The organism is Microcoleus sp. AR_TQ3_B6 (assembly GCF_036702785.1).
Classification (GTDB): domain Bacteria; phylum Cyanobacteriota; class Cyanobacteriia; order Cyanobacteriales; family Microcoleaceae; genus Microcoleus.
This window is the reverse complement of sequence record NZ_JAUBVJ010000054.1, coordinates 29,044-55,757: the sequence shown is the minus strand read 5'-3', so window position 1 is coordinate 55,757 and position 26,714 is coordinate 29,044. Positions and strand designations below refer to the sequence as shown.

Below are 26,714 nucleotides of genomic sequence, written 5' to 3'. Positions count from 1 at the left end.
TTACCTATAAAGAGCTGAATCAACGAGCTAATCAGTTAGCGCACCACCTTGGGAATTTGGGTGTGGGTGCAGAGGTATTGGTGGGTATTTGTGTAGAGCGTTCATTGGAAATGGTAGTAGGCCTGCTTGGCATCCTCAAAGCTGGTGGAGCTTATGTACCCCTAGACCCGGCTTATCCCCCAGAACGTTTGGCTTTCATGTTAGAAGATGCCCAAGTACCAGTGCTCCTGACTCAGAGGCAGTTGGTCGAATCTCTTCCCAAACACCAAGCACGTATCGTTTGCCTGGACACAGAGTGGGAAATCATTGAGCGACAGAGTGAGGAAAACCCTGGATGCAGCTTAACGCCTGAGAACCTGGCCTATGTGATTTACACTTCCGGGTCTACAGGGAAGCCCAAGGGTGTTCTAGTGGCGCACTCTGGGGTAAGCAACCTGGCTACAGCACAGATCCGGATCTTCAATGTGCAACCGAACAGTCGTGTCCTCCAGTTTGCCTCTTTGAGCTTTGATGCCTCGATTTGGGAGGTTGTCATGGCCTTGATGGTAGGAGCGACCCTGGTAATGGGAACGCGGGACTCCCTGCTACCTGGAGGATCTCTGATTCAGCTATTGCGCGACTATGCGATCGCGACTGTTACGCTGCCACCGTCAGTGCTGGCGGTACTACCCGCTGAGGAACTACCCGCGTTGCGGACAATTATCGTCGCCGGAGAAGACTCTTCCCCCGACCTCGCAGCCAAATGGTCATCAGGGCGTCGATTTTTTAATGCTTATGGGCCAACGGAATCCACCGTCTGTGCCACCATCGCCGAATTTACCGATAGTAAAGAGTCACTGCCCATCGGTCGGCCTATTGCCAATACACAGGTCTATATTCTAGATGCTCAACTGCAAGCTGTTCCGATCGGCATTCCCGGAGAGTTATACATTGGCGGTGCTGGTTTAGCACGGGGCTACCTCAACCGGCCCGAACTAACTGCGGAACGCTTTATCCTCAATCCCTTTAGCGACGAACCGAGCTCGCGCCTCTACAAAACAGGCGACTTAGCCCGCTACCTATCCGACGGCAATATCCAATTCCTGGGTCGCATCGACCAGCAAGTGAAAATTCGCGGCTTCCGCATCGAACTCGGGGAGATCGAAGCGGTATTGAGCCAACACCCGGATGTGCGAGAGTCCGTCGTTATGAAGCGGGAGGATGCGTGGGGCAATCAGCGCCTAGTAGCTTATATTGTTTCCAACCTCACACCACAACGTATTCCCTTCAAAAGTGAGTGTCTGGCAGAATTTGACGGGAACCCGGCGGTGAAACTTCGCACAGAAGACATCTCATTAGGTGGCGTCGGCCTCCTGGGCGTACCAGATACTTGTGGGCCCGGTCAAAGGGTCCGCCTGCGCCTGCATCTGCCTGAATGCGATGAGGAGCTATGGTTGGCGGGAACTGTCGCTTGGTGCCGGGGAAACCTAGCAGGGATTGAGCTGGCTCTGGGTGCGAGCGAACAAGATCTTTTTCAACACACCATAGAGTATCTTCTGGAAACGTATGGCTTCTGGAAATTTTTGCAACGCACAGCGGTCGGGAGTTTACGCAATCTTCTCCAGCAGAAACTGCCCAACTATATGATGCCCTCCAGCTTTGTGTTTTTGAAGACGTTGCCACTGACACCGAACGGCAAAATAGACCGCAAGGCGCTGCCAGAGCCAGATAGTTTTAACCCACAGTTGGATTATGCTGCACCCGAGACAGAGAGCGAAGAAGCGATCGCTACAGCTTGGCAACAAGTATTGCACCCAGCAAAAGTTGGTGTAGATGATAATTTATGGGACATCGAACTCGGCGAGATTCAGGCGGTATTGAGCCAACACCCGGATGTGCGGGAGTGCGTCGTTATGAAGCGGGAAGATGCGTCCGGTAATCAGTGCTTAGTAGCTGCTTATATCGTTTCCAACCTCATACCAGAACGTACTCCCTTCAAAAGTGATTGTCTGGCAGAATTTGACGGGAACCCGGCGGTGAAACTTCGCACAGAAGACATGTCATTAGCTGGCGTCGGCATAGTGGGCGTACCAGATACTTGTGAGCCCGGTCAAAGCGTCCGCCTGCGCCTGCATCTGCCTGGTTCCGGTGAAGAGCGGTGGTTGGCGGGAAGAGTCACTTGGTGCCGGGGAAACCTAGCAGGGATTGAGTTTGCTCTGGGTGCGAACGAACAAGCTATTTTTCAACAGAGCATAGCGTATCTTCTGGAAACTCAGGGTTTCTGGAAATTTTTGCAACGCACATCGGTCGGGAGTTTACGTAATGTTCTCAAGCAGAAGCTGCCCAACTATATGGTGCCCTCCAGCTTTGTGTTTGTGAATCATTTTCCCCTAACACCCAATGGCAAAGTAGACACTCTGGCGCTACCAGTTCCAGACGCTCTTAACCCGCAGTTGGAAACAACTTATGTTGCACCCCAAACTGAGCTAGAGCAAATTATCGCTACCGTTTGGCAACAGGTATTACACTTAGAAAAAGTAGGTGTAGAGGATAGTTTCTTCTCTCTAGGCGGTAATTCATTACTGATAGCTCAGGCTCAAAGTAAACTGCGCGAATTGGTGGATAAAAAGGTTTCAATCATGGAAATGTTTAAGTATCCAACCATCAGCTCTTTGGCAAAATATTTAAGTGAGGAACCTGAGGAAAAATCTTCTTTAGGGCAAAATCAAGATCGCGTTAATAAACAAAAAGACGCAATCAATCGCCAAAAGCAAAAACAGCGATCGCAAGGAAAGAATAAAAATGGATAGCTCTGAATTTTCCCAGTTTAGAGAAGGTATCGCTATCATCGGCATGGCAGGTCGCTTTCCTGGTGCTAAAAATGTTGATGAGTTCTGGCAAAACCTACGCGATGGCGTGGAATCTATTTCTTTCTTCTCTGAACAAGAACTAGAATCTTTAGGTATTGACCAATCAGTGGTGCGTGACCCCCGCTATGTAAAAGCAAGAGGGGTACTAGAAGATATTGAGTTATTTGATGCTTCATTCTTTGGGTTTAATCCTAGAGAAGCTGAAATCACAGATCCACAACACCGCTTTTTCTTGGAGTCAGCTTGGGAGGCTCTAGAAAATGCTGGGTACAACTCAGAAACTTACGAAGGTTCGATAGGGGTTTACGCAGGCGCAGGGAGTTTCAATAGTTATTTATTGAATAACCTTTATCCCAATCATCAGCTTAGAGAATCATTTGGAGATTTCCAACTTGCGATCGCCAATGAGAAAGATTTCCTAGCCACTCGCGTTTCTTATAAATTAAACTTGAAAGGACCGAGTATTACTGTACAAACAGCCTGTTCTACTTCATTGGTTGCTATTAGCATGGCTTGCCAAAGCTTGCTGAGTTACCAATGCGATATGGCTTTGGCTGGTGGCGTTTCTATAGGCGTTAACCAAAAAACAGGATATTTTTATAAGGAGGGAATGATTTTTTCACCCGACGGACACTGTAGAGCCTTTGATGCTAAGGCCCAGGGAACTGTTAGCGGTAGCGGTGTAGGAATTGTGGTTTTGAAAAGATTAGAGGAGGCGATCGCAGACGGAGATTATATTCATGCGGTGATTAAAGGTTCTGCGCTCAATAATGATGGTGCCAAAATTGGCTATACAGCTCCCAGTATAGATGGTCAGGCGCAGGCGATCGCAGAGGCTCTGGCGATCGCAGAAATTTCCCCTGAAACCGTCAGCTATATAGAAGCTCACGGAACCGGAACACCTCTGGGCGATCCGATCGAAATCGCTGGGCTGACGCAAGCTTTCTCACTTGAAACTAAGAAAAAAGGCTTTTGTGCGATCGGTTCGGCAAAAACCAATATCGGACATTTGGATACTGCGGCTGGTGTCACGGGGTTAATCAAAACTGTCCAAGCTCTCAAACACCAATTAATACCACCTAGCTTGCATTTTGAACAAGCTAATCCCAAGATTGATTTTGCCAACAGTCCCTTTTACGTTAATACTAAACTTTCGGAATGGAAAGCAGGTAAAACGCCGCGCCGTGCTGGAGTTAGTTCCTTTGGCATCGGTGGAACTAATGCTCATGTGGTGCTAGAAGAAGCGCCTACTGTAGAAAAATCGGGAAAATCCCGACCATCACAACTGTTGGTTTTATCTGCAAAAACTAGCTCTGCACTTGATTGTGCAACGGTAAATTTGAGCAACTATTTAAAGCAGCATCCCGATGAAAATCTTGCGGATGTTGCTTATACGCTTCAAGTTGGTAGAAGAGCTTTCAGCCATCGACGGATAGTAGTTTGTAATGACATTGAAGAGGGCGCGATCGCTCTCGACAATCTCGATCCCAAACGAGTTTTTACCAACTTACAAGAGTCCAAAAACCGACCTGTCGTATTTATGTTTTCAGGACAGGGTTCGCAGTACATTAATATGAGCTGGGAACTCTACCAAGTTGAAACAACATTTCGCGAACACATCGATATCTGTTCGGAAATTCTTAAACCTCACTTGGGAATCGATCTGCGCCACGTACTTTATCCAAATGAAGCACTAGCACAAGCAGCTACAAACCAATTAAAACAGACTGCGATTACACAGCCAGCACTGTTTGCGATCGAGTACGCTTTAGCTAAATTGTGGATGTCTTGGGGAGTGCATCCCAAAGCGATGATTGGTCATAGCATTGGTGAATATGTAGCAGCTTGTTTGGCTGGTGTTTTCTCCTTAGAAGATGGCTTATCCTTGGTAGCTGCACGAGGTAAATTAATGCAACAACTGCCGAGTGGTTCCATGCTTGCAGTTCCACTTCCAGAACAGGAATTGCAAGCATCTTTGGGCAATAAACTCGATTTAGCTGTTATTAACGGAGCATCTATGAGCGTGGTTTCAGGTGCTACTGATGCCGTAGATGAATTGGCACAAAAACTACTCGAAAAAGGTATAGAGTGTCGCCGATTGCACACTTCTCATGCTTTCCATTCACAGATGATGGAGCCAATTTTAGAACCCTTCACCGAACAGGTGAAAAAAGTTAAGCTGAAAGCGCCTAAAATTCCATATTTGTCTAACTTTACTGGTAATTGGATTACAGCAATGGAGGCGACAAATCCGAGTTATTATGCTCAACATTTGCGGCAAACAGTACGCTTTGCAGAAGGCTTACAAAAGCTATTAAAAGACAAAAATCAAATCTTGCTAGAAGTGGGGCCCGGACGGACGTTGAACACGCTAGCAAAACAGCATCCCAATAAGGGGGCCCAGCAGATTGTACTTTCTTCATTGCGCCATCCACAAGACCAAAATTCAGATGTAGCTTTCTTACTTACTACATTGGGTAAACTCTGGTTAGGAGGAGTACAAATAGATTGGTCTAAATTTTATGCTTCGGAGCAGCGTTATCGTCTCCCATTGCCAACATATCCGTTTGAGCGCCAACGTTACTGGATTGAAGCACCAGGAATCGAGCAACCGATTAAAACTGCATCTTTACCAGATGAAAATTCCCAACCAGTAGATTCAACACCACCTCACTCTAGACCGAATTTACCCAATACCTATATTGCTCCTAGAGATGAAATTGAGCAAACTATTGCTAGTATCTGGCAAGAATTTTTAGGTATCGAGCAAGTAGGAATTCATGATGACTTTTTTGATTTAGGCGGAGACTCATTATTAGCAGTTCAACTAATAACTAAGTTAAACGAAACACTGCAACAATCCTTGTCTCCCCATAGCCTATTGCAATCATCGACTATTGCTGCTTTGGCTACATTAATTAAAAACACTTCCGACTTATCGGATAATTCTAACCAGCCACTACAGCCAGCTTCTGAATCTTTGTTAGTAGAAATTCAGCGCGGTAGTTTTAAACAACCTTTGTTCTTAGTCCATCCGGTAGGGGGTCACGTTTATATTTATCGGGATTTAGCGCGTTATCTAGGTTCCGATCAGCCTGTTTTTGGTATACAAGCGGACGCTTCAGATCGGGAAACAGAGTCTTTTACTAAAGTTGAGGAGATGGCTGCTCGCTATATTGAAGCAGTACGCGTTCAACAACCTGAAGGCCCCTATTTTTTGGGTGGTTCTTCCTTTGGAGGAACTGTTGCTTTTGAGATGGCGCAGCAACTCAATGCCCAAGGTGAAAAGATAGCAGTGCTAACTTTAATAGATACCCCTGGCCCTGGTCAAATGCCCGTTTTAGCGAGGGAAGATGATACAGCTATTTTGGTATATTTACTAGGCGTTGGTTTCAATATGTCTCTTTCTATGGAGGTTCTTCAAAAACTGGAACCAGAGGAGCAACTTCTCTACTTTTTGGAGCAAGTAAAGATTGCTAATAGGGTAGTTCCTCCACATTTTGGATTACCTCAGATTCGCCAGTTTCTTCATCTGTTTAAAGTACACGCCCAAGCGATGCAAAATTACATACCCCAAAATTATCCGGGTCGAATCATCTTTTTCCGTGCTAAGGAACAAAATGAAGTTAATCCTAAAAATCCAGAATTGCCCTGGATGCAGGTTGCTTCCGTCGGTGTAGAGGTAGGAGAAGTGCCGGGGAATCATATCACTATGAATTATCCCCCTCATGTTCAGGTTATGGCTGAACAACTTAGAGTATACCTTGATGAGGCAAGGCAGCTAATTGAGACGAGAGAGGTACTTTGTGGCGCTGAAGCGCACTTTTGACCTAACAGTTTGTGTGTTGAGTCAGTGTTGCTAAATGTGGAGACGACAGTAATCTCTATATTTCTGGATACTGCCTCTTTAATTCTTAAATAGATAACTTTCAAAGGAGTTCCCATGACTTTATACGCAGATAATATCCAATCCGAAGGTGAAAGCTCATCCTCAGTGCTACTAGAAATGACGTTTGGGTTTAAAACATCCCAGGCTCTTTTTGTAGCGGCTAAACTGGGAATTGCAGATATTCTGAGTGACGGTTCTAAGAATGCTGATGAACTTGCAAAAGCTGCTGGTGTAAATTCTCATGGTATGTATCACCTGATGCGTATGCTAGTAAGCGTGGGTGTATTTTCTGTGGAAGATAATGAGAAGTTTTGCTTAAATTCTCTGGGAAAACATCTCCGGACTGGTACTTCTGATTCTTTACGGGGTACAGTTATGGCAATGGGTGATGAGGGCTATCAGGCTTGGGGAAATTTACTATACGGTATAAAGACGGGAAAAACTGCATTTAATCATACTTTTAATAGGGACTTTTATAGTTATTTAAAGCAAGATTCGGAGGCTAGTGGAAATTTTAATGAGTGGATGAAGGAGACGACAAGAGAGTGGCTGCTTCCGGTTCTTGAAGCTTATGATTTTTCAGAAGTTAAGACACTTGTGGATGTTGGAGGGGGCATTGGAACTCTAACGGCTGTTATTTTGAATGCGAATCCCAAGATGCAAGCTATTTTGTTCGATCGCGAAGAGGTGGTTGTTAGTGCGCAGCGGGTTTTGGAAGGGGCTGGAGTTGCAGATAGGTGTCAAATAGTTGGAGGAAACTTTTTTGATGCGGTTCTCCCTGATGGCGATCTTTACTTAATTTCTCGCGTCCTCCTCAATTGGGATGATATTCATGCTATTAAAATTCTTACTAACTGCTACCAAGCTATGACTGTTAAAGACAGGCTGGTGGTTGTTGATTTTATCTTGCCTAAAGGCAAAATGTCGCCCTTTATGGGTCAGATCAGTCTAAATCTGTTCATTCTGGGCGGTAATTTTATGCGTACAGAGGATGAGTTTTATAATTTACTTTCATCGGCGGGATTCAAGGTGACTAATACGATCCAAACAAGGGGGCCAGTAAGTGCGATCGAGGCGAAACCTGCTTGAGATTAGCAGGTCTAAAAACACCGGAATTATTCTGGTGTAGGATTCCTATTTCTCAATTAATCTCGCTCCTCTTATAGCAATTATGAAAAGTTCTGCAACAATCACAAAAGTAGGTTGGGTGGGACGAAGTGCAACCCAACATCAGGACTGTAGCAATATTTTTCATAATTGCTATTATCGGGACTTGAACAAATTTCCTGTCTACACAAAGCCTAAACCTGCTATGTGTCAGGCAAATACGTCACCATTATGTTGCAGCCAAGCGAAAAAACGATCGTACTTCTCCTCGTGCGATCGCGTTGCTAGGGATTTCAATCACCCGCTTTATGGTCGATATCCATCTATCCTACCGCTTCACCGCATTGTGTTCCCACTTCCAAACACAGCTAGAAATCAAATTCGTACAGATATGAGCCGTAATTGGCACTAACAAATTCCCAGTCGCTAAAACGCTGTAACCCAACAGCAATCCGACAGCGGTTGCCCAAACAGCATAAGGCCACTGATCCATGCCTCCCAAATGCAGAATGCCGAAACAAAAACTCGATAAAACTAAACCGGTAACATTCAATCCCAAAGCAGACAGCATCACGCCTCGAAATAGCAATTCTTCGCTAAGTCCCGGCAGCAGTCCCAGCCAAATTAAATCCGGCCAAAACAAAGGTTTGAGCACTACTTCCAAGTAAACGTCTGCACTGCGGCGATAACCGGGCCAGAGGTGATAAACGATCGCACTGCCGCCTGTAATTGCCAGTCCGAGCGCACATCCTTTGAGCAAGTCCATTCCTATCAATTTGACTGGCAAAAGCGATAGCGATCCAAATAGCAACCACAATTTACCTACCGCCAGCAACATAATTGCTGTCACGCCCATTGCTACTAAAACTTGGGTGCGCGTCAAGGGTTCAATTTCATGATGTTCTGGAAGTTTTTGTGCCACTTAATCACTTTTAGATTTGAGGTTTGAGATTTGAGATTTGAGATTTGTTGGGTTTAGTCAGACAAACGACGCAGGGGGGAGATGTCTGCACCCAAGGAAGCTGGACTGATGCCGGCTCGCTTTGCGACCAAAACTCCGATCGCCTCTAAATATGAGTTTACCTGCAAAGCTTGGATTCCGAGTTTTTCTGGAGTCGCCTGCATCTGGGTTTTGTTGTCGCCGACAGCGATGATTTGTACGGACTCACGCCCGCTCAAACTCAGAATAGCACTGCCGCCGCAGGCTGTGGCGGGTATCACCACCGCATCGACTCGATCGGCCCACAAACCCTGGGACTCGAAATCTCGCCTGTTTGCATAGAATTTCTCTCTTGTGGGGCGGGCAAGATGCCCGCCCAATACCTGCGTGCGGGCATCTTGCCCGCCCAATACCTGCGACAGGCAAGATGCCTGTCCCACAGTAGGAGTGACAAATTGGGGGGCTTTGCCCAGGCCCGCAAGCACGCAAGGTAGGAAAGTATAGCCGATTTCCTCAGCAGCCGATCGCGGGGACAGGTGCGGATCGAGGGGAAGCGCTGACAAGGCGGGGGCGTGGGCGCAGGGGATTTTAAAGGTCCTGACGATGAGGTGGCTGATGACAGCTTCCGCGCCGGCGAGGGGGTCAACTCCTTTGCCGCGGCGGTAGTTTTCGAGGGCGAGGCTGCCTTCATCGTCGGGAAATCTGGCTACAACTGCGATCGCCTCTACTCTTGCTTGTTCGATTAATTTTTCGGCAGCGCGCAATAAACTGTCTGGATTGCCGATCGTCCCCCAGGATGCCCCTGATTCAGAAATACGCAATTCTACTTGCAGGGGGCGATCGGTTAAAACAAAATCGGTTATATTCAAACCCAATGTAGCTCTCGCAGCATCAACGGCTTGCAAGTGGCGCAACTGCAAGTCTGGTTCAATGCCGGCATCGAGGATTAAGCCGATGCGATTTTGATGTACCGGTTGCAGGCCCCAGCATCCGGCAGCAAATTTGTCAAGGGCGTAACCTTCAACGTAGAGTGCGTTAGGTATGGGCCAATAAAGTTGGGCGCCGTTGAGGACGTTGGGGTGAGTGATCAGGGTGTCTGAAATTTGGGCGATCGCCCTAGCCACGGGCAGCGCATCTCCTGCAAAGCCCCCGATCGAGGCTCCAACGCCTGTGGGGACTATCAAAACCACTGTGAAAGGGCGCTGGTTCACGCTGTTGCGGGGGAGGCTTCCACGAGCACGTAGCCTTCTACCACAGCCTTTTGCCGATCAACATCCACGTCTGTGACTGCCCACCGCAGGGGTTCGCCGTGCTTTTGCAGTTCAATTTCAATCGCCGAGTGCAATTCTTCGGCGGTATCGTGGAGGTCAACTTCTGCGGAAATGAAATGGGTGGTCATGGGGCGATCCATAGTGGTTTTACTTTGATCGGTACTTAGGTCAATTTTAGCTTAGTCCTAGGATTTACCGAACTGGCGATCGTACACAATGTCTTCTTTTTCGGTTTCTATCCTCAAGTTCGATCGGGGATAAGCAATGCACAGCAACACATAACCTTCTGCCTGAAGTTCGGGACTGACGCCCATGCAATCAACTTGCTCTACTTCACCCTCAATAATTTTAGCAGCGCAAGTAGTACAAACCCCTGCATTGCAAGAGTTAGGCAGATCGATGCCGGCAGCGTTGGCCACTTGCAGAATTTGTTTATCTTCCGGCACTTCTACGGTATAGGTTGAGCCTTGGTGGAGCAATTCAACTGTGTAAGTCTTAGACATATTTCAATGATTGGTTTTAATTCCCAATTGGAATTTACGCTAGATTTGCAAACAAAGCAATTAGAATTTTACCGCGGTTGGTGATTTTGTGCAAATTTACAACTGCATTTTTTATTGTTAAAATTTTTGGCGTTGCTGAATACAGCTATGAATTCAAGATTTCGGCATTGCTATAAGCCCGGTTGAGGGGGAGTTTTGTAATATCGTTTCCGGTTGCACCGGAATGATGTTGACTGTTGACGGTTGACTGTTGACAGTGAACAGTCAACAGTGAACAGTGAACTCGAATTTACTATTTCGATGCTAACGGATTTGATATAAGGCATCTTTCAAGTCAATTAAAGCGTTTTGGTAGACTCGGCTAGACAACAGGTTCATCCAAGGGAATTCAGTTTGCTTCTCGATCTCAAATCCGCGCTCCGAAGTCGGGCGTAAAGTCGAATCCCGAGGCCAACAAATAATTCGCGCAATTTTTAGTTTTTTGACCCCTCCTTCTACAGTCAACAGTCATCAGTCAACAGTCAACAGTCAACAGTCATCAGTCAACAGTCAACAGTCAACAATGACCGACGGTGTTACCGTAATTGATATGAATTGTCAGTTTTGACGCTGAGTGTGGTTGACTCTCCCAGATCATTAAGCCTTGGTTTTCGGTCGAGTGAAAATATTCACAAAAAATTCCTTCGCTGTCAACCAGATCGTGGTGAACAACTCGGAGGAATTTTAGAAAAGTATCTGGCTATTTAGTCAAGATCTAACAACCATTCAATTCACTGTTGACTGATAACTGATAACTGATAACTGTTCCCCCTGAACTCATCGCCACAACTTAGCGATCTCATCCTTTGTAAACGGATTCTCACCCTTTTTCAGGGCATCAATCCAGCCTTGGCGCTGTTTTTTGCCCTCTGCCGAATCCGTGCCCTTGATATACGCTTGAAAATCTGCCATCGCCCCTGCCCTATCCCCCATCAGCGCCCGGGCCACCCCACGAATATCTCGAGCCCGGATATCGCCCGGTGCAAGTGCTACCGCCGTATCGCACGCCGAGATCACGGTCTTTGCCTCTCGCTGCTGCACACCGTACTTACACAGCCTCTGCCAAGACTCTTGAGGGATCTTCCAGGTTGCGTCGAACTGCTTTGCTTTCTCGAAGGCATCCACTGCTTTCTGAACTTCACCCTCTTTGACTAGGTTTTCCCCTTTTTCGATCAAACCTTCAGCAGCCCACCGTTTAACCTTGTCCTCTGCTGGCACCTTAATGCTGGGCGATAATTTCTGGGCCTTTTGGAACGTCCTGATGGCTAGGCTGAAATCGCCTTGCTGCGAGATTGATCGACCTCGATTGACTAAAAACTGGGCTTTTTCCGCATCGTTCCAGGCCCACTTTTGACAGGTTTCCCCCGCCTCTTTCGCCACGGAGATCATTTCCGTATCCTCACCAAACTGCGTTTCGGGCGTGACTAAAACGGGATGTAAAATTATTCGGTTGCACGCCATCTTCAGCCAATCTTCCCAAGTGCCAACGCGCCATTTGCGCGTGCCATACGAACTGCCGCTGATAATGCTTTTACCGTCAGGGCTAAACGCAACTGAATCGACTGGGTTCATATCTCCCAGGAGGGGCTGACCGATGGGTTCACCGGAGGTGTCCCACAGGCGAAGCGTGGCATCCCAACTACCGCTGGCAATGGTTTTGCCATCCGGGCTAAATTTCACCGAGCGGATTATATGGGTGTGTCCTCTAAAGGGTTTACGGATGGTTTTGCCAGAGCCATCCCACAGGCGGAGCGTACGGTCCCGACTGCCACTGACGATCGTGAGGCCATCCGGACTAAATACCGCCGAGTTGACCGCATCCTTATGCCCTTTAAAGGGTTGACCGATGGGATTGCCTGAAGTATTCCACAGGCGAACTTTCCGGTCATCGCCACCGCTGACGATTGTTTTGCCGTCCGGGCTAAATGCCACGGAGTTGACCGAACCTTGATGTCCCTCAAAGGGTTGACCGATGGGCTTGCCAGAGCGATCCCACAGGCGGAGCGTCTTGTCCGCGCTACCACTGACAATGGTTTTGCCGTCTGGACTCCATGCCACTGAATTGACCGTACCTGTATGTCCTTTAAAGGGCTGACCGATGGGCTTGCCTGAGGTATCCCATAGGCCAATTGTACCGTCATAGCTACCACTGACAATGGTTTTGCCATCGGGGTTCAATGCCGCTGAGTCTACTCCAAAGTCGTGCCCGGTGAAGGGTTGAGCGATGAGGTAGCCGTCCCTATCCCACAGACGAATCGTCCCGATATAGTCGCTACTGAAAATGGTTTTGCCATCGCGGCTCAATGCCACGGACGAGACTGCACCCTGGTGCCCGATGAGGGGATGACTCAGGAGAGGCTTCCCCCCCAGATCCCAAAGAGAAATGCTTCCATCCCCGCCCCCACTGACGATGACGCTACCCGTGGGACTAAATGCGAGTGACCTAATCGATGTACCCTCATGCCCTTTGAAGGGTTGACCGATGCGTTCCCCCGAGGTGTTCCACAAACGAATCAGCCCGTCATCGCTGCCACTGGCAATGGTTTTACCATCGGGGCTCCAGGCCACTGACGCGACCTCCTCCTTATGCCCCCTCCAAGGTTGACCAAAAGGTTGACCAATGGGTTGACCCTGACGAGTCCACAAACGAACCGTTTTGTCTTTGCCGCCACTGACGATGGTTTCTCCATCGGGACTTAATGCGATCGATCGAATCCCACCCTTATGCCCTTTAAAAGGTTTACCGACGGGATTGCCTAAAGTATTCCACAGGCGAATCGTCCCGTCCTCGCCACTACTGACGATCGTGAGGCCATCGGGGCTAAATCGTATTGACCAGACATTGCCTTGATGCCCTTTGAAGACTTTGATGAGCTTACCAGAGATGTCCCACAAGCGAATCGTCCCCTTATCATCGCCACTGACGATCGTTTTGCCTTCTGGGCTAAATGCCACGGAATGGAGGGCGGTTTTAAGCCCCTTGGGCAACGGGTCGAGCTGTTGATGGGTGGGATAGCCAGAGGTATTCCACAGGCGAATCCTCCCGTCATCACCCGCACTCGCGAGGGTTTTGCCGTCTGGACTCAACGCTAATGAGTTGACTGCCTCTGTGTTTGCTGTCAGGAGATTGCGCTCTCTGGCATCTTCGGTGGCATCGCGCAAGCTAGACTGCACCTGGGCCCACGTCTTCGGGTCAACCTTTGACGATGGAGGTGCGTTTTCACCTGTGGCTTGAATCGCCCGAATGAGTGCCTCTACGGGCTCGGCTTCGAGCAAAGTCTGCACGCGGTAAGCCTTTTCCGTTAACTTCTCGGCGCGCTCCCTTTCAGTTGTCACTTCTTTAGATTGTTCATTCACCACTAATAGCAAAAAAGTTGTGGCAATAGTGACAAATGTCATGATCGAGAGCGCACCCACGACCGCTCCCGTTAATAGCATCTTATTTTTGCGTTTTTCTGCGCTACTTTCGGCTATATATGCCTTTTGTAACTCCGTCGCGACGGGCTGTTTCTTTTGTGATTGAATGTCTTTCAACCAAACTTCGGCGATCGCCAATTCACTCCCGCGCAATAGTAGATCTTTCGTCTTATTTTTTTGCTGCCACTCCAACGCCCGCTGAGACCATTTCGTATGATTGTGTAAGTGTTCTCTGTCGGTATCCAGGGTTCTGACCAATTGATTAAAATTGGCATTGAAATCCCCCTCGTTTTGATTGAAATCAATCCACTGGACTTTGGCTAACTCCGGATGCAAGTCTTCTGAATTGACCGATCGATGCAGCAGCGTCACAAACCGCTTGTTCAAATTGGCTGCATACTCCACTTCCATCGCGCAATAGGGTGAATTTACCGATTGCGGGGAAAGAATAAATAAGAAATTATCTGACGATTGGATGCCCTGCTCGATTTCTCGCGCAAAATCCGCTCCCGAGGCAATACTTTCTTGGTCGAACCAGGTGGTTTTTCCCTGTAGTTGCAGTCCGTTATTGAGCTTTCTGGCTAAATCCGAATCTACGCGAGAATAAGAAATAAAAACATCGAGGGATTCCAAGGGCGGTTGCCGCAAACTTTCAGCAATAAATTCTTCTATTAATGCTGTTGGGCGATGCTGCGTTCGTTTCTGCCCTACTTTCAACCACGTCTCTGCACTTCGCAAGTTATAACCTCGCAGCAGAATACTCGGATTCTTATGCTGTCTCTCCCACTTCAAGGCTTGAGTTAGGAACACTTTATGCTCGTTATAGTAAACTTCATCCTGATGTATAATCTTCAGCAATTGGCTTTCATCGAGTACATAATCCCCTTCTGCTACGTTGTCGGTGAGGTCGATATACTGCACGCCCTGCAATGCCTTGGGAATCGATTCGGGTAGCGTTTCTCGAACTAAAATGGGGATAAGTCGCTTGTGGAGTGATACTGCATACTCTAATTCTTTCCGAACAAACTCGGATTGTACAGAGTCCGGCGATACCAGATAGACTAAATTATCGGTTTGTTCGATGCCGCGATCGATCGCACTCTGAAAATCTTCTCCGGTTTGAACATCGGTTGTATTCGTCCAAACGGTCAAACTTTCTCGCCTCAGACTGTTGCGAATTTTCTCCATTGTTTCGCGATCGCGTTCGGAATAAGAGATAAACACCTGAGTCATCAAGTTATTGCCATTCTTGATGCTTTCAGTAATGTATTCGCAATGCAAATCCGTCGGAAAGCAAGGCGGCTGTTCCGAGTTAAAATGAATTTTTAACCAAGCTTCTGCTTGCTTTTTCTCGTCGCCAACTAACAGCCATCTATTTTGTTTTTGCTGCCGTTCCCAGTCTAAGGCTTTGACTAACAATTGCGTATGCTTTTCTACATAATCGGCGTGGCGGTTTAATAATTCAAGTAAGCCGGTGAAAGATTTATCGAAGTCATCAATTCCCTCGCGAAAATACACCCAGTTGATTTTGCGGATCGCCGGGTGCATATTGTTAAAATGCGAATGCAATCCTTTGGCTTTGTAGGCTTCCCACTCCTCGTCGGTTCCCTGGGGTTTTCTCTGCTGCCACAGGTGTCGATCGATCTCTTCGACGTGCAGTAAGGGAATTATCCGTTTGTTGCGCCTTATCGCCAGTTCAATTTCCTTGGCGCAATAAGGCGAGTTGATCGAATGCGGTGCGATGATAAATAAGAAGTTCTCCGCTTTCTCGATGCCGTCGTCAATTTGATTTTGGAAATCGACTCCCAGGGGAATATCGTTTTGGTCGAACCAAATATTCAACCCTTCTTCTCGCAGGCGATCGTATAACTTTCTGCCGAAACCTAGACTATCTGCGCGTCCGTAAGAGATAAAAGCGTCAAATATTGTTTTCATAGTGAGGGATAGGTAAATGGGGAATAAGAAATCGGGCAATTTCCCTCAGGGAATTCAAACATTTTAGATAGGGCCAATAGTATACAGCAAAACCGCACCACCTCACGCGATCTGATTGGATGGGACTCGAACAAAATCAAGCGCTGCGGAATCAAAGTATAATTTTGCGTGTAGGGGTAATTCTAAGTGCTTACCCCGTCAGCGGTGAGGCAACTACGGGGGGATTGAGCCTACAAATTTCATACCCAATTTAGCAAGGCCGATTTACGATATCTTGACAAACTAGATATCGTGGGTTGACTTTCCCTATCTCTATCATGGCTTGGGACTACTGTCTCTTTCAATCCCAAAAGTGCGATCGTAAAGTCGAAAAAGTCGCATCTTTGGCATGAGTACATAATTTAGGGCGTTGCTGGATACAGGTAGGAATTCAAGATTTCGGGATGGCTATAGACCAAGTAGGGTGAGTTTTGTAACGGCAGCATCTCAATGAAAGCAGCCCAGCTAGAAATTGGAGTTTTGAGGCAGGAGTTTTGAGGCAGGAGGCAGAAGGAAAGAGTCAATCGATTTTAGATTTTAGATTTTAGATTTTAGAGGCGACCCCACGGATAAATGCGGGGGCTTTAGGATTTTCGATTTTCGATTTTCGATTGATTCCACGGATAAATCCGGGGGCTTGTACTATCAAGAAATTATTGGTCAGAAGGAAGGAGCTAGAAGAAGTATTTTTACAAATATGAGATGCTCACTTTGTAACTTGCGAGACAAGTTGATTTATACCATGAATCAGCAATGCCAAATTTTTTATTAATTGCTTGGGGCGAGCGATGGCGTCGCGCCCCGCAAGCTACGGCATTTTGTCAAGGACTTTTTCACAAATTATCACGAGGATCGCGGGCGAACTCTGCCAGAAAGCAGTAATTACGTAACTAATTTTTGCCTTCAAGCCAACAACTCCTCAACAGCAACACTAAAACCCGCCAGCACTAACTGAGTGCTGACGGTAGAACCCTGGTTAAAGGTTAACTTTTGAGTTTGAGTCACAATCATTATCCAGCGACTTTCGGGAAAAACAATCCAAACTTCCAGACAACCAGAATCTAAATACTCTTGTGCTTTCAAAAATATATCTTCCGCAATATCAGTAGGAGAAACTATTTCAGCAATTAACGGCGGACTTTGAGGCAAAGTAGGAACATCGCCATATTCAGCAACAAGTTCAGCAGTCAGATAAGCTACATCAGGGCGGCGCACTCGCCTGTCAGTACGACAAGGAACTTCTGTATAGACTTCGCCACCTTGTCCGCTAGATATCTTGTAACTTCTCCAAGAATAATCTAGTCGAGATTGGATTCGACTGTGTTTTACTGTCATGCCATTTTTCTCCGAGATTTGCCCGTCCACCCATTCCATATCATCGGCGGGACAGGCTATAAATTCTTCTAGAGAAACATTGTCTGATAAAACGGCTACCATTACCATCGCCATTTACTCCCTTTTGCAGAATTCACTGATATTGTAGCAATTTTTGGTAATTCGGGATTGGTAATGGGTAATTTGGAATGGGAATTAACAAATAATTTATGCCCTATGCCCCCTTCCCTCTGCCCCATTCCCATCTACTCAATATCAATTTTATTGGGAGGTTTAGGTTGATTCTGTTGCTCATCCTTTAAAGTTTTACGCCCAGAACTAGCATAATCCTTATAAAAATCCACAAACATTTTTGTCAACTGCTGCAAAGAAAGTTGTTCCCCATTAACTTGAGCTTTCATATAAGCTTTAAGCACTTCAATGTAAGCCAAACCGAGAGCAAGCGTGAGAGTTGCTGCGGTTGCAGCGGAGATAGCACCGCCGACAACAGTACCCGCACCCGGAATCATTTTAATCAAATTAGTAACAATACTTCTGCCCACAGCAGTAACTCCGCCTGTGCCGCTAATAGCAGACAGCATCGCCGAAATAAAGCCCTTATCAAAGGGCATTCCAAAAATCACAGTAATATTAGCAATCATTGCCGTTTGCATCGTCATCAAAATCGGCGCATCAGCAAACGGTACAGGAGTCGCACCGACAATTGCAGAACCTGCAACATAAGCACTTAGATACTTAAATGCCATATCGGATTTGAGCGCAATATTGGCAATTTGTTCTTTAACAAAAGCTTTTTTAGCTACTTCCGGCAGCAGTTGAAAAGTTGCATCTACCAACTTATCTAAACCGTGAGATTTTACTGTATAATCCTCATCTATTTCTTCCGGCTCAGCCATCACAGGGATGATTTGACTGACTGGCAAATTCATGTGTTCCAGTTGCTTGAAAAACTCGCTCGGCTTTTTAGATGTCGTCTGAGTCAGCACTAAAAGAACTGGTACCTCTTTGACTTCCATTTCTTTTAGCCAGCTTTCCTCGACAGATTCTATTCTATTGGCGCTGTGATTGATGCAGTACCAGATGACGTGAATGTGGTCTTTTGGGTGGAGGAGTCTTTGGTCTTCAATTAGTTTTGCAACGTTTAATTGAATAACTTTAATTTGTTCGGCGTTGAGTTCGAGTCCGGGAGTATCGTAGACTGTTATTGGGCAATTCGGTTTGGTATATTGGCGAATGCCTTGAGTGATGGGGCGGCCGACTCCGGTTTCTGCTAAGCGTTGGCGAAAAACGGAATTTATCAGGGTACTTTTGCCGACGCCGGTTTTGCCGATGACTAAAACATTGCACTGTCCCACTTGGTTTTCTGCCTCTTTGAAGGCGTAGTAACTTCTATTTAAAAGCTCGTCTAAGGAAAAGTCGTCTGACATGGCGGTTTGCTCCGATAAGGGTGGGATATTAATTCAATACCACCGAATAGAATTCCGATGATCTACAAACGAAGTCCGCGAAGGCGGACTGAGGAGTCTTAAACTTATTGTAGCAATTTGATTTCAGAACTGGTGCAACGGGTAGAGGAGAGTTTTGTATCGCGTGCTGCTAAATGAAAGGTTGTAGAATTTAGTTTAAGCTAGCAATCGATCGACTTCGATGCTAAAACCGATCAGGATTTGTTGGGTGCTGGCGGTATCGCCGGATCTAAATGTCAATATTTGATTTTGAGTCATCACGAATACTAAATGACTTTCGGGAAAAACTAACCAGACTTCCTGACAGCTAGATTCTAAATATTCCTGTGCTTTGAGAAAGACATCTTCGGCGATATCGGTGGGTGAAACTATTTCGGCAATTAAAGGGAAACATTGGGGTAAAGTGGCAAGATTGCCAAATTGTGCAACTAATTCAAGTGTGAGATAGGCGACATCGGGGCGGCGAATTTGTTGGTTGGTGCGGCAAGTAGCTTCGACATAGACTTCTCCCCCTTGTCCGCTGGAATCTTTGTAATCTCCCCAGTAACGACTTAGCCTTGACTGAATTTTACCCGTCTTTAGTGTCATGCCATTTTTCTCCACAAGTTTGCCGTCTACCAATTCCATGTTGTCGGGCGGCTCGGTGATGAACTCTTCTAAAGTAAAATTATCTTGTACAGCACTAGCAGTGACCATAGTTATTTCCTCGCTTTTACCAAACTCACTTGTTACTATTATGGCTGATACGGTGAGAAGTTGTTGCGTGATGAGTACCCGCACTTTTACGGTAGTTTCTCCCGCAGGGAAAGCCAACTGTTGAGATTTTCATCTAAAACATATTGATCGCTGTCAGCGAGTGCTGCGATCACTTTCAATCGATTTTTAAGTTGTCTTAACTCGCGAATTTCTGCAATGGGTAGCGTTTTCCAATCAGCTGCTTTTTTTTCCACATCTTCGCACGACTCTTTGATGTTGTTCCAAAACCATTGTAGAATTAAGTTAACATCGAGAACAGGATGACCGGAAATTACTCCGTGTTTTTCTATCGCCCCAGCCCGCAGCATCATTGAGGAAATCGTAAAAGACTCGCCGCTACCTGGTTTTTTGCGATCGGCATCATTGGCTAGCCGATCGTAAATTGCGGTTGCTACTTCTGCCCATGTGCGATCGGGCAAACCTACACCATTTGGACTTTTTCGAGCCGATTCAGAGCAAACATCGGCTAATAATAGCCAGTTAAAGTCTTGTGGTTGGGCGGTTTTACCTGAAAATATGTTGTTTACCCAAATCAGTACAGATTGGGCATTTTGTTCGAGGATGCGATCGATCGATATTGTCGCAGGAGATTGAGTCATAATTTATCTACTCCACATATTCTCTGCTCAAGGAGTTACTTGGATTTTTAGCAAAGACTTAAGATAAGTATAAATTAATTCTTTTTTCCAAAGTATATGTTCATAATCACTGGTCATAGGATGGATGGTAACATTAACCCCGTTTTCTTGAGATTGAAGTCGATTGAGTCTGTGCTGACATTTGATATAAGTATCTCTAGGTACATAAAATCTGACTTCACCTCCTCCATTTTCCCGAAGATAGTTAACATATTTCTTAGATGCTGTCTTAATAGAGCTAATCGAACTAGGTTTATAAGCTTTGGCATCACAAATTAAACGGTGAGATGTTAAATAAAAATCTGGTTTACAGTAGTCTTTGCCATTTTGAAAGTAAAATGTAGGTTTAATTTGCAAACCTGAGTGAAGATTCTCTATATCATCAGAGTCTAACAGCATTTTTAATAAGACTAATTCCCCTTGATCGCCTTGTAATTGTTTACTCGGTTTTTTTTGATAATAGTCACTCGCGGGATTTTGGGTTAAATCAGTGAGTCTTTCTGTTGCGTTCGGATTTTCGTATAAAATCCAAGAGTCACCCGGAATGTTAGCGAGTTCGAGGGCTAACCATGTGGGTACGCCTGATGCAATAGCCGTTGTCAAAAAAATCTCGCTTTTGGCGATCGCATCTTGAATAGGGGCATCATTAACAGCCGTATTTGCCAATTTAGTTGTTGGAGAAATGATTGAAGCCAAAAATTTTTGATTCCCAATCGTGCCAACACCCCACCGACTTTGTATCTCTTCTAATTCCTCTCTTAAATGTTCAACTTGACTAAAGCATTCCTCGCACATTTCTAGCAGCGTGGAAAACTGCCAATCTAACTCAGAAGCAGGACACTCAGAAAGTCTATCGGCGCAAGCATGAACTTCCTCCATCCCTTCTCGTAGTTGGGAGACTTTACTCCGCCATTGTTCGATGTCGTCTCTGAGTGACCCCATATTTTACTCCTTAACCCCAACGGGATTTTATTCCTTCAAGCATTTCTATAGCTGTTCGGAGTTCGCTAGATACCTCCTCAGTGCCCTCCGTTAAACTTGATAATTTGTTGCTTAATTCCTCGACTGCTGTCTCAGGAATAGTTGCTGATGAGCTACTGACCTCTTCCAGAGACTCAACTATTCTGTTAATCATGGATTGGAATTCTTCAATTTCAGCTTTGAGACTCATTTAGATACCTCCATCTATAGATAAAAACCTTTTACGATTTAGTAGCTAGATAACGCCATAGCGTATCTTCTACTAGGACTTTCTTGCCCACGGGAACTTGAATATAGGGAGTATTTACAAAATCATTATCATCACCTCCAACTAGCATTAAAACAGCCCTGCCGCGAGATTCCTTTGAGATTTTAGCAGCTTGGCTAGTTTCTATAATAGCTTCACTTGCCGCTAAACTTACTCGGAAAACGACTTTTTCTTCGCAGGATTCAAGCACCTGTGGTGTAATAATGGCAGTTGATGGTTTTTGAGTGCAGTAAATAACGTGAAGACCACATTTACGCCCCTTACGCGCATACTCAATTAATCTCGTTTGAATCGTTTCTTTTAATTTACTGGGCGCAAGTGCTATGTCTGCTGCTTCATCAATAATCCAAAGCGTGCGCTGAATCTCAACCCCCTCTTCTCTTAACTGTTTAATATTCTGGACTTCAGCTTCTTTCAGTAACTCGATACGTCTTTGATACTCCTCAGTATGAATTTTTTCAACTAATTTTTGACATTCTTCTACCGTTGTAATAATTTCAACATTATCTTTGAAGTGCTTCACTAAAAAGTTAAAGTCAACTCCAGCAAAATCGGCAATATAAATTTTCCCTGTGGGATTAGCATAGAGAAACTGGAAAATTACCCAATTCAGAAAGTTAGTTTTACCGGCACCTGGTACGCCAGCGACTAAGCGATGAGGAGTTTCTGCCCAGCTTGATATTACGGGATTTCCTTCGTCATTAATACCTACAATGTAGCAATCTCGGTAAGTATCCGAATCTTGTTCCAGTAGACTTTTGTAATAATTGAATAAGTCTTCAGGATTAGCAACGGGCAAGGACTTTTCAGTTATACTTTCAATAGAGATTTCTTGGGTAACAGCTATGCGGAAAAAACCGCTAATTTCTTGAGCAGTCGCCAGTCGATGCAATGGTTTTAAATCAACTATTCGAGATGGGGGCGGAGTTGAGGACAACTTTGCTAAACGAGAACCATCTGAAACAGCATTATATAGTTGCGGTAGTTTTGGATTTGGCTCTGAGTTGACACCACCTATTATGGGTGGTTGACTTTGATGGTTGAATGATGGTTTTTCGGGAAGACTGACAGAATTGCCAAATTTTCCTAATCCTTTTTTTTGTGGCTGAATTGCATTTACAATTGACCGTTCACTGTTGTTTTTATGCCAACCTTCCCATTCAATAGCACTGGAAATATCTACGTTTTTTGTGGCTTCCAAGCTTTCGGAAAATGCGGGGTTGCTTTTGTTGACTTTGACAATTCGGCATTGTTTACCGTGAGGGGTTTCTTTGGTGGCGTGCTCGATGAGGGTACTGAGGACGACAGAAGCATCGCTCCAATTTTCTGCTAAGGCTTTGATACTATATTGGAATAAGTCACTGCTGGGATATAATTGTTGGTATTTTTGATAGAGTGCTAATGTCACAGATAGAAGGTTGTCTTTAGTGCCGCTGGCGTTGACTTTTTCCAATTGAGCGAGCATTTGGTTGATGGCATTTACCCAGGATTTTTGATTGGGGTTATCATAGGTTTGGAGGGTGATTTCTAAAATTAGTTTGCTGTCGGCGCGCTGGATGACATCGCAGACTGCTGACATATCATTGGTTTGATTTGCCTCGAAGAAGTGAGGGATGTAGTAATTTTGGGGTTCGATTAATTCCTCATGTTTTAGTATTTCACCAATAATTTGCACCCATTCTAAGTTTTGGCAGATGGTAAGGTTGGGTTGAGGGGTGAGGGTGAAGAATTCGCTTAATTTGCCTTTGGTGAGGAGGCTAAGGATTTCTTGGGAATTTTCTTCCGTTTGGGTATTGTGTGGTTGATTGATTAGGAGGTATGTTTTGAGTTTGGGGGATTGAGTGAGGTCATAGATGTAGCGGATGGAAATTGTTAGGTTAGTACCGAGGCGGCGGATTGAGCGCAGTGTATGATCCTGAGTTTGTAGTAGCTCTCGACGGATAGTACGTTGGTAAGTGCTATCCTGCAAAGATTTATGAGAGTGAATTTCTAATAGTAGGGGGAATTTATGAATTGTCATTTCTAATTACCATCGTTTAGATAACTTGCTATAGCCTTTCTCCAAAAAATGAGGCACGAATCTTAACTATGAAAGCTTGATAATACAGGATTTGAGCATAACTTATTTACCTAAAAATGCTATCGTCTGCTCTCCTGAGTTTCTGGTGATATAAAAAATACAGATTCCCGTGATGCAGACAATATCCCTGCATGAGAAAAATGCTTACACTACTTTTGCCACCAGCGCGGCAGCTCAAGCAAATCGTCTAATAAAGCTTCTATCAACTTCTCTTTATTATTCAGATGTGATATCAAAAATCTGTAACCAAGCACTATCAAGCCTATCACGATAAATAATATTATTAGTATATCTTTAAGAATCAACAACATAAATATTAATGCAATAATTACTAAACAACCATTGTTAAGTAATTCATCCAATCCAGAATTCTGTTCGGATTGCTGCGACCATACTTCACTTCTCTTGTCCAATGATTCATAGAACACCTGATGACGAAGAGAATCTAATTCATCAAAAGTCTGAAGGCAATCATTATATGTATCAATTTTTTTAGGATGTTCTAACGAGGCAAAGCCCGAAAAATTCTTTATTTTACGATACAAATTAGAGTCTATCGACTTAATCCGATATGGTATTCTTTTTAAGAAAGATTGGTATTTTTTGATTGAGTTTTGAATATGAACTAATTCCTTGATTTGCTCTCTTAAAGGATGAGTAGATTTTTTATCAGTAGCTTGTATGGCATCCTCATGTTTACTTTGCAAATATCCTGTCACCAATGATCCTGATTTCCCATATTTTTCCCCTAGTAATTCAGCAGCATCTATAGCACTTGTAAATATTCCTGAAATTTCCCTTTGATACTGAATAGCTGATGAAAGATTAGTTTCTAGTTGCGAAATAGTCAAGTCTTTATAAACTAATTTCTTGATTTCCCTTCTTAAAGGATTATCTAATTTTTCATTATCTTCAGTAGCACTCTCCTGCATCCATTGCAAATATTCTGCCCATACTACTGATTTTCTATACTTTACTTCCGCTTCAGGGTTATACTTATTATTGGGATTTGTAGGCCTGTAAGTGATTGGTGAAATTTCTCTTTGATACTGACTTGCTGATGAAAGATAAGTTTCTAGTTGTGAAATCTTTGATTCTTGTAGTTCAGGCTTTTGCCAAGTTTTCAAAGTGTAATTAAAAACCAAAGCATCTAACACGGTATGAGCATCAGCATTTACTCTAGCTAACTCCTGCTTGTATGGAGTCAACAACCTCACCGCTAGATTCCGCAACTCTGTATCTTCCAACAGCAGCTTGCTCAAAGTGGTCAGTTTTTTGTTTAAATTTCTTGCTGTATAAACGAGTTCCGCCGCGTCAATCTTCAAAGATACTTCATAGTTATAATTCAAGAACTGATCCAAAGTCTCGAACAGCAATTCTTCTATTTGAGAAGATTCTTTAAATATCAATCTGATCTGACGCAGAGCCACATTCTGCAACGGTATATCTTCTAGCAGCAGTTTACTCAACGTCTCTACTTTCTTTAAGCCGCTTGCTTTGGTGATAATCTCTATCGCCATTATTCTCAAAGTCACTTCCTGGGTGCGATCGATCAAAAATTGCTCTAAATACCCATAGATAAATTTCTGATTATCAACAGATTCCATAAAAAGTGACTGAGCATGGTGCAGCACAACTTCCAGCAATTTGGTATCTTTTTCTTGGCTCAGCAACTTGCTCAAGGTTTTTAGCTTTTTGCTTAAATCCGTTGCTGTATGAATGATTTTAGCCGCAGTTATTCTCAAACTCACTTCATGGTTGGAGTTATGCAAAAACTCTTCCAAAAGCCCATAGATAAATTCCTCAATCTCAGCAGATTCTTTAAAAATTTGCTCTGCTTCACGTAGCGCCGCCTCATGTACAATTCTATTGGACGATCTCAATCCCAAATACACCCCTCGCCCGTGTAAATCGTGAACGACATCTCCTACTAACTCCTGATAATTCCAAGAGCTATCATTACCAGCGAATAACTCCTCAACCGGCCCGTACAGCCAAAATTCTCGGTTTCTATCATATTCTGCCGTTGTTTCCCCTCTGGTGTTTAGGCGCTGAATTCTGTTAATTTCCACCAGCTTACGATCGCGAATTTCCCTACGAATGCGATCGAGAGGTTCAGTGAAACCGCCCCCTTCTAAATGTTGTAAACTCTGCTGAGAATATCCGATCGCCTCCAACGCCGAAGCCGCCGCCCACCGAGTCAAATCGTTGCTAACTTCCCCCTTCCCCTTCACTTCCTTCGCGATATCTCTAAGCACATCCCAGTCTGCTAAAGCCTCTTTAACGTGATAGTGTTTTGCAGCCACGCCTAAGCCTTGTAGCGCTAAAGCCCGCGTGGTTAGTGATGCTTGAGTTTGCCAGATGTTGACGAAAAAAGGAACAGCCCGATCGGGATTGTTTTCTGCAAAATCGAAGAATGCTTGGATTTGTTCTCCCACATTCCTGTAGCGATCGGGTAAATCGCCTCCGCCTGGGATGTTTGAAAGGTTACTCATGGGCTTAACTCAGATAGAGGGGGAAGCGCATGGAGAAATTATAACTGTTGCGGTCGAGCTTGTACCAATTTTTTGAATGTTTGCGGCAGAGATTACATACCCAGCCCCGCTTAACAACGGGGGGACAAAAATTTACAGGACTTACCCACACCAAAGAAACCGGGTTTTTCACTTTAGTTAAAGGCTCAAATGCAGTATTCTCGTCAAAAAACCCGGTTTCTAACCACGCCTGCGTCTAGGAATAATTTAGAAATGTTCCAGCAGAGATTTCTCTTGTGCGTAAACCTTTCGCAGCGACTCCAGCCCGATCGCCCCCAACATCAATTTAATCACCCCCACCAATTCCCCCCACTCCAACAATTCAGAAACACAAACAGCTTTGTGAAATCTATCCGCATAGAAATCGACCCAAAAATCCGGCGCGTGTCTCTGTTTCTGACTCGCTATCCGGCGCTTCCAATAACCAAAATCTAAACCAGAGGGCGATTCCACTCCCAAAACTGGCGGAAAGTCGGCATAACTGACAAACCGACTCATGCCTTTGGCGTGCACGTACAGGATATGCGCCCAGCACTCGAAGCGATATATTTGTTCTACCTTGATTTTCAGCAGCCGCGCGATCGCCTCTTTCGTCACAAACCGGCTCAATCTGTGTCTGGGGGTTGATTTTGGTCGAAAGCTTGCTAACATGGTTGATACATCCCAC

Annotated in this window: 18 protein-coding genes; 4 read left to right on the top strand and 14 right to left on the bottom strand. The window is 45.1% G+C overall.

Going from position 1 to position 26,714, the window contains the following annotated elements; genetic code table 11:
* The 3 genes from QUB56_RS23380 to QUB56_RS23370 form a co-directional block, all read left to right on the top strand.
* Positions 1–2,789 (top strand): amino acid adenylation domain-containing protein (locus QUB56_RS23380; RefSeq protein WP_332958490.1); only part of this gene is annotated, 2,789 nt, incomplete at its 5' end.
* Positions 2,782–6,678: a beta-ketoacyl synthase N-terminal-like domain-containing protein gene (locus QUB56_RS23375; RefSeq protein WP_332958489.1), complete on the top strand. Its 3,897-nt coding sequence runs from the start codon at positions 2,782–2,784 to the stop codon at positions 6,676–6,678. The genes QUB56_RS23380 and QUB56_RS23375, both read left to right, overlap by 8 nt.
* Before the next feature lie 114 nt (positions 6,679–6,792).
* Positions 6,793–7,827 (top strand): methyltransferase, encoded by a 1,035-nt coding sequence (locus QUB56_RS23370; RefSeq protein ID WP_332958488.1) that lies wholly within the window; start codon positions 6,793–6,795, stop codon positions 7,825–7,827.
* Between the two features lie 346 nt (positions 7,828–8,173).
* Here the strand turns inward: QUB56_RS23370 and QUB56_RS23365 are convergent, their stop codons facing one another.
* Genes QUB56_RS23365 through QUB56_RS23350 form a run of 4 tightly spaced genes read right to left on the bottom strand, consistent with a single transcriptional unit; the run spans position 8,174 to position 10,559 of the window.
* The gene (locus QUB56_RS23365) at positions 8,174–8,767 is read right to left on the bottom strand and encodes a CPBP family intramembrane glutamic endopeptidase (RefSeq protein ID WP_332958486.1); all 594 of its coding nucleotides are present in this window, start codon (positions 8,765–8,767) and stop codon (positions 8,174–8,176) included.
* Between the two features lie 53 nt (positions 8,768–8,820).
* On the bottom strand, positions 8,821–9,996 hold the full coding sequence (locus QUB56_RS23360; protein WP_332958485.1) for a DUF3326 domain-containing protein: 1,176 nt from the start codon (positions 9,994–9,996) through the stop codon (positions 8,821–8,823).
* On the bottom strand, positions 9,993–10,184 hold the full coding sequence (locus tag QUB56_RS23355; protein ID WP_332958492.1) for a hypothetical protein: 192 nt from the start codon (positions 10,182–10,184) through the stop codon (positions 9,993–9,995). Before QUB56_RS23355 ends, QUB56_RS23360 begins: the two co-directional genes overlap by 4 nt.
* A 57-nt stretch (positions 10,185–10,241) precedes the next feature.
* The gene (locus tag QUB56_RS23350; protein ID WP_332958483.1) at positions 10,242–10,559 is read right to left on the bottom strand and encodes a 2Fe-2S iron-sulfur cluster-binding protein; all 318 of its coding nucleotides are present in this window, start codon (positions 10,557–10,559) and stop codon (positions 10,242–10,244) included.
* Positions 10,560–11,040: 481 nt separating this feature from the next.
* Here QUB56_RS23350 and QUB56_RS23345 point away from each other — a divergent pair, with 481 nt between their 5' ends.
* On the top strand, positions 11,041–11,166 hold the full coding sequence (locus QUB56_RS23345; RefSeq protein WP_332958482.1) for a hypothetical protein: 126 nt from the start codon (positions 11,041–11,043) through the stop codon (positions 11,164–11,166).
* 209 nt (positions 11,167–11,375) lie between these two features.
* Here the strand turns inward: QUB56_RS23345 and QUB56_RS23340 are convergent, their stop codons facing one another.
* From QUB56_RS23340 to QUB56_RS23295, 10 genes are all read right to left on the bottom strand, one after another.
* A complete protein-coding gene (locus QUB56_RS23340; RefSeq protein ID WP_332958481.1) occupies positions 11,376–15,950 on the bottom strand; it encodes a TIR domain-containing protein in 4,575 nt (1,524 codons plus the stop codon).
* Positions 15,951–16,892: 942 nt separating this feature from the next.
* Positions 16,893–17,438 carry a Uma2 family endonuclease gene (locus tag QUB56_RS23335; protein WP_332958480.1) on the bottom strand — a complete coding sequence of 182 codons (546 nt, stop codon included), beginning with the start codon at positions 17,436–17,438 and terminating at the stop codon, positions 16,893–16,895.
* Between the two features lie 131 nt (positions 17,439–17,569).
* On the bottom strand, positions 17,570–18,751 hold the full coding sequence (locus QUB56_RS23330; protein WP_332958479.1) for a GTPase: 1,182 nt from the start codon (positions 18,749–18,751) through the stop codon (positions 17,570–17,572).
* A 195-nt stretch (positions 18,752–18,946) separates the two neighbouring features.
* Positions 18,947–19,486 (bottom strand): Uma2 family endonuclease, encoded by a 540-nt coding sequence (locus QUB56_RS23325; RefSeq protein WP_332958478.1) that lies wholly within the window; start codon positions 19,484–19,486, stop codon positions 18,947–18,949.
* Between the two features lie 86 nt (positions 19,487–19,572).
* Positions 19,573–20,145, bottom strand: a complete 573-nt coding sequence (locus tag QUB56_RS23320; RefSeq protein WP_332958477.1) for a hypothetical protein — start codon at positions 20,143–20,145, stop codon at positions 19,573–19,575.
* 27 nt (positions 20,146–20,172) lie between these two features.
* A complete protein-coding gene (locus tag QUB56_RS23315) occupies positions 20,173–21,126 on the bottom strand; it encodes a hypothetical protein (RefSeq protein ID WP_332958475.1) in 954 nt (317 codons plus the stop codon).
* Positions 21,127–21,136: 10 nt separating this feature from the next.
* Entirely contained in the window at positions 21,137–21,355 is a 219-nt protein-coding gene (locus QUB56_RS23310; protein WP_332958473.1) for a hypothetical protein, read from the bottom strand.
* Positions 21,356–21,386: 31 nt separating this feature from the next.
* On the bottom strand, positions 21,387–23,453 hold the full coding sequence (locus tag QUB56_RS23305) for an FtsK/SpoIIIE domain-containing protein (protein WP_332958471.1): 2,067 nt from the start codon (positions 23,451–23,453) through the stop codon (positions 21,387–21,389).
* A 209-nt stretch (positions 23,454–23,662) separates the two neighbouring features.
* On the bottom strand, positions 23,663–25,951 hold the full coding sequence (locus QUB56_RS23300; RefSeq protein ID WP_332958469.1) for a hypothetical protein: 2,289 nt from the start codon (positions 25,949–25,951) through the stop codon (positions 23,663–23,665).
* Positions 25,952–26,254: 303 nt separating this feature from the next.
* Complete coding sequence (locus QUB56_RS23295; RefSeq protein ID WP_332958467.1) at positions 26,255–26,698, bottom strand: hypothetical protein; 444 nt, start codon at positions 26,696–26,698, stop codon at positions 26,255–26,257.
* Positions 26,699–26,714 lie beyond the last annotated feature (16 nt).

Bases quoted from the DNA above. Each gene is read 5' to 3' on its own strand.
- QUB56_RS23375 (WP_332958489.1), top strand. From the start codon at position 2,782: ATGGATAGCTCTGAATTTTCCCAGTTTAGAGAAGGTATCGCTATCATC.
- QUB56_RS23370 (WP_332958488.1), top strand. From the start codon at position 6,793: ATGACTTTATACGCAGATAATATCCAATCCGAAGGTGAAAGCTCATCC.
- QUB56_RS23355 (WP_332958492.1), bottom strand. From the start codon at position 10,184: ATGACCACCCATTTCATTTCCGCAGAAGTTGACCTCCACGATACCGCC.
- QUB56_RS23350 (WP_332958483.1), bottom strand. From the start codon at position 10,559: ATGTCTAAGACTTACACAGTTGAATTGCTCCACCAAGGCTCAACCTAT.
- QUB56_RS23340 (WP_332958481.1), bottom strand. From the start codon at position 15,950: ATGAAAACAATATTTGACGCTTTTATCTCTTACGGACGCGCAGATAGT.
- QUB56_RS23335 (WP_332958480.1), bottom strand. From the start codon at position 17,438: ATGGCGATGGTAATGGTAGCCGTTTTATCAGACAATGTTTCTCTAGAA.
- QUB56_RS23330 (WP_332958479.1), bottom strand. From the start codon at position 18,751: ATGTCAGACGACTTTTCCTTAGACGAGCTTTTAAATAGAAGTTACTAC.
- QUB56_RS23325 (WP_332958478.1), bottom strand. From the start codon at position 19,486: ATGGTCACTGCTAGTGCTGTACAAGATAATTTTACTTTAGAAGAGTTC.
- QUB56_RS23320 (WP_332958477.1), bottom strand. From the start codon at position 20,145: ATGACTCAATCTCCTGCGACAATATCGATCGATCGCATCCTCGAACAA.
- QUB56_RS23315 (WP_332958475.1), bottom strand. From the start codon at position 21,126: ATGGGGTCACTCAGAGACGACATCGAACAATGGCGGAGTAAAGTCTCC.
- QUB56_RS23310 (WP_332958473.1), bottom strand. From the start codon at position 21,355: ATGAGTCTCAAAGCTGAAATTGAAGAATTCCAATCCATGATTAACAGA.
- QUB56_RS23305 (WP_332958471.1), bottom strand. From the start codon at position 23,453: ATGACAATTCATAAATTCCCCCTACTATTAGAAATTCACTCTCATAAA.
- QUB56_RS23295 (WP_332958467.1), bottom strand. From the start codon at position 26,698: ATGTTAGCAAGCTTTCGACCAAAATCAACCCCCAGACACAGATTGAGC.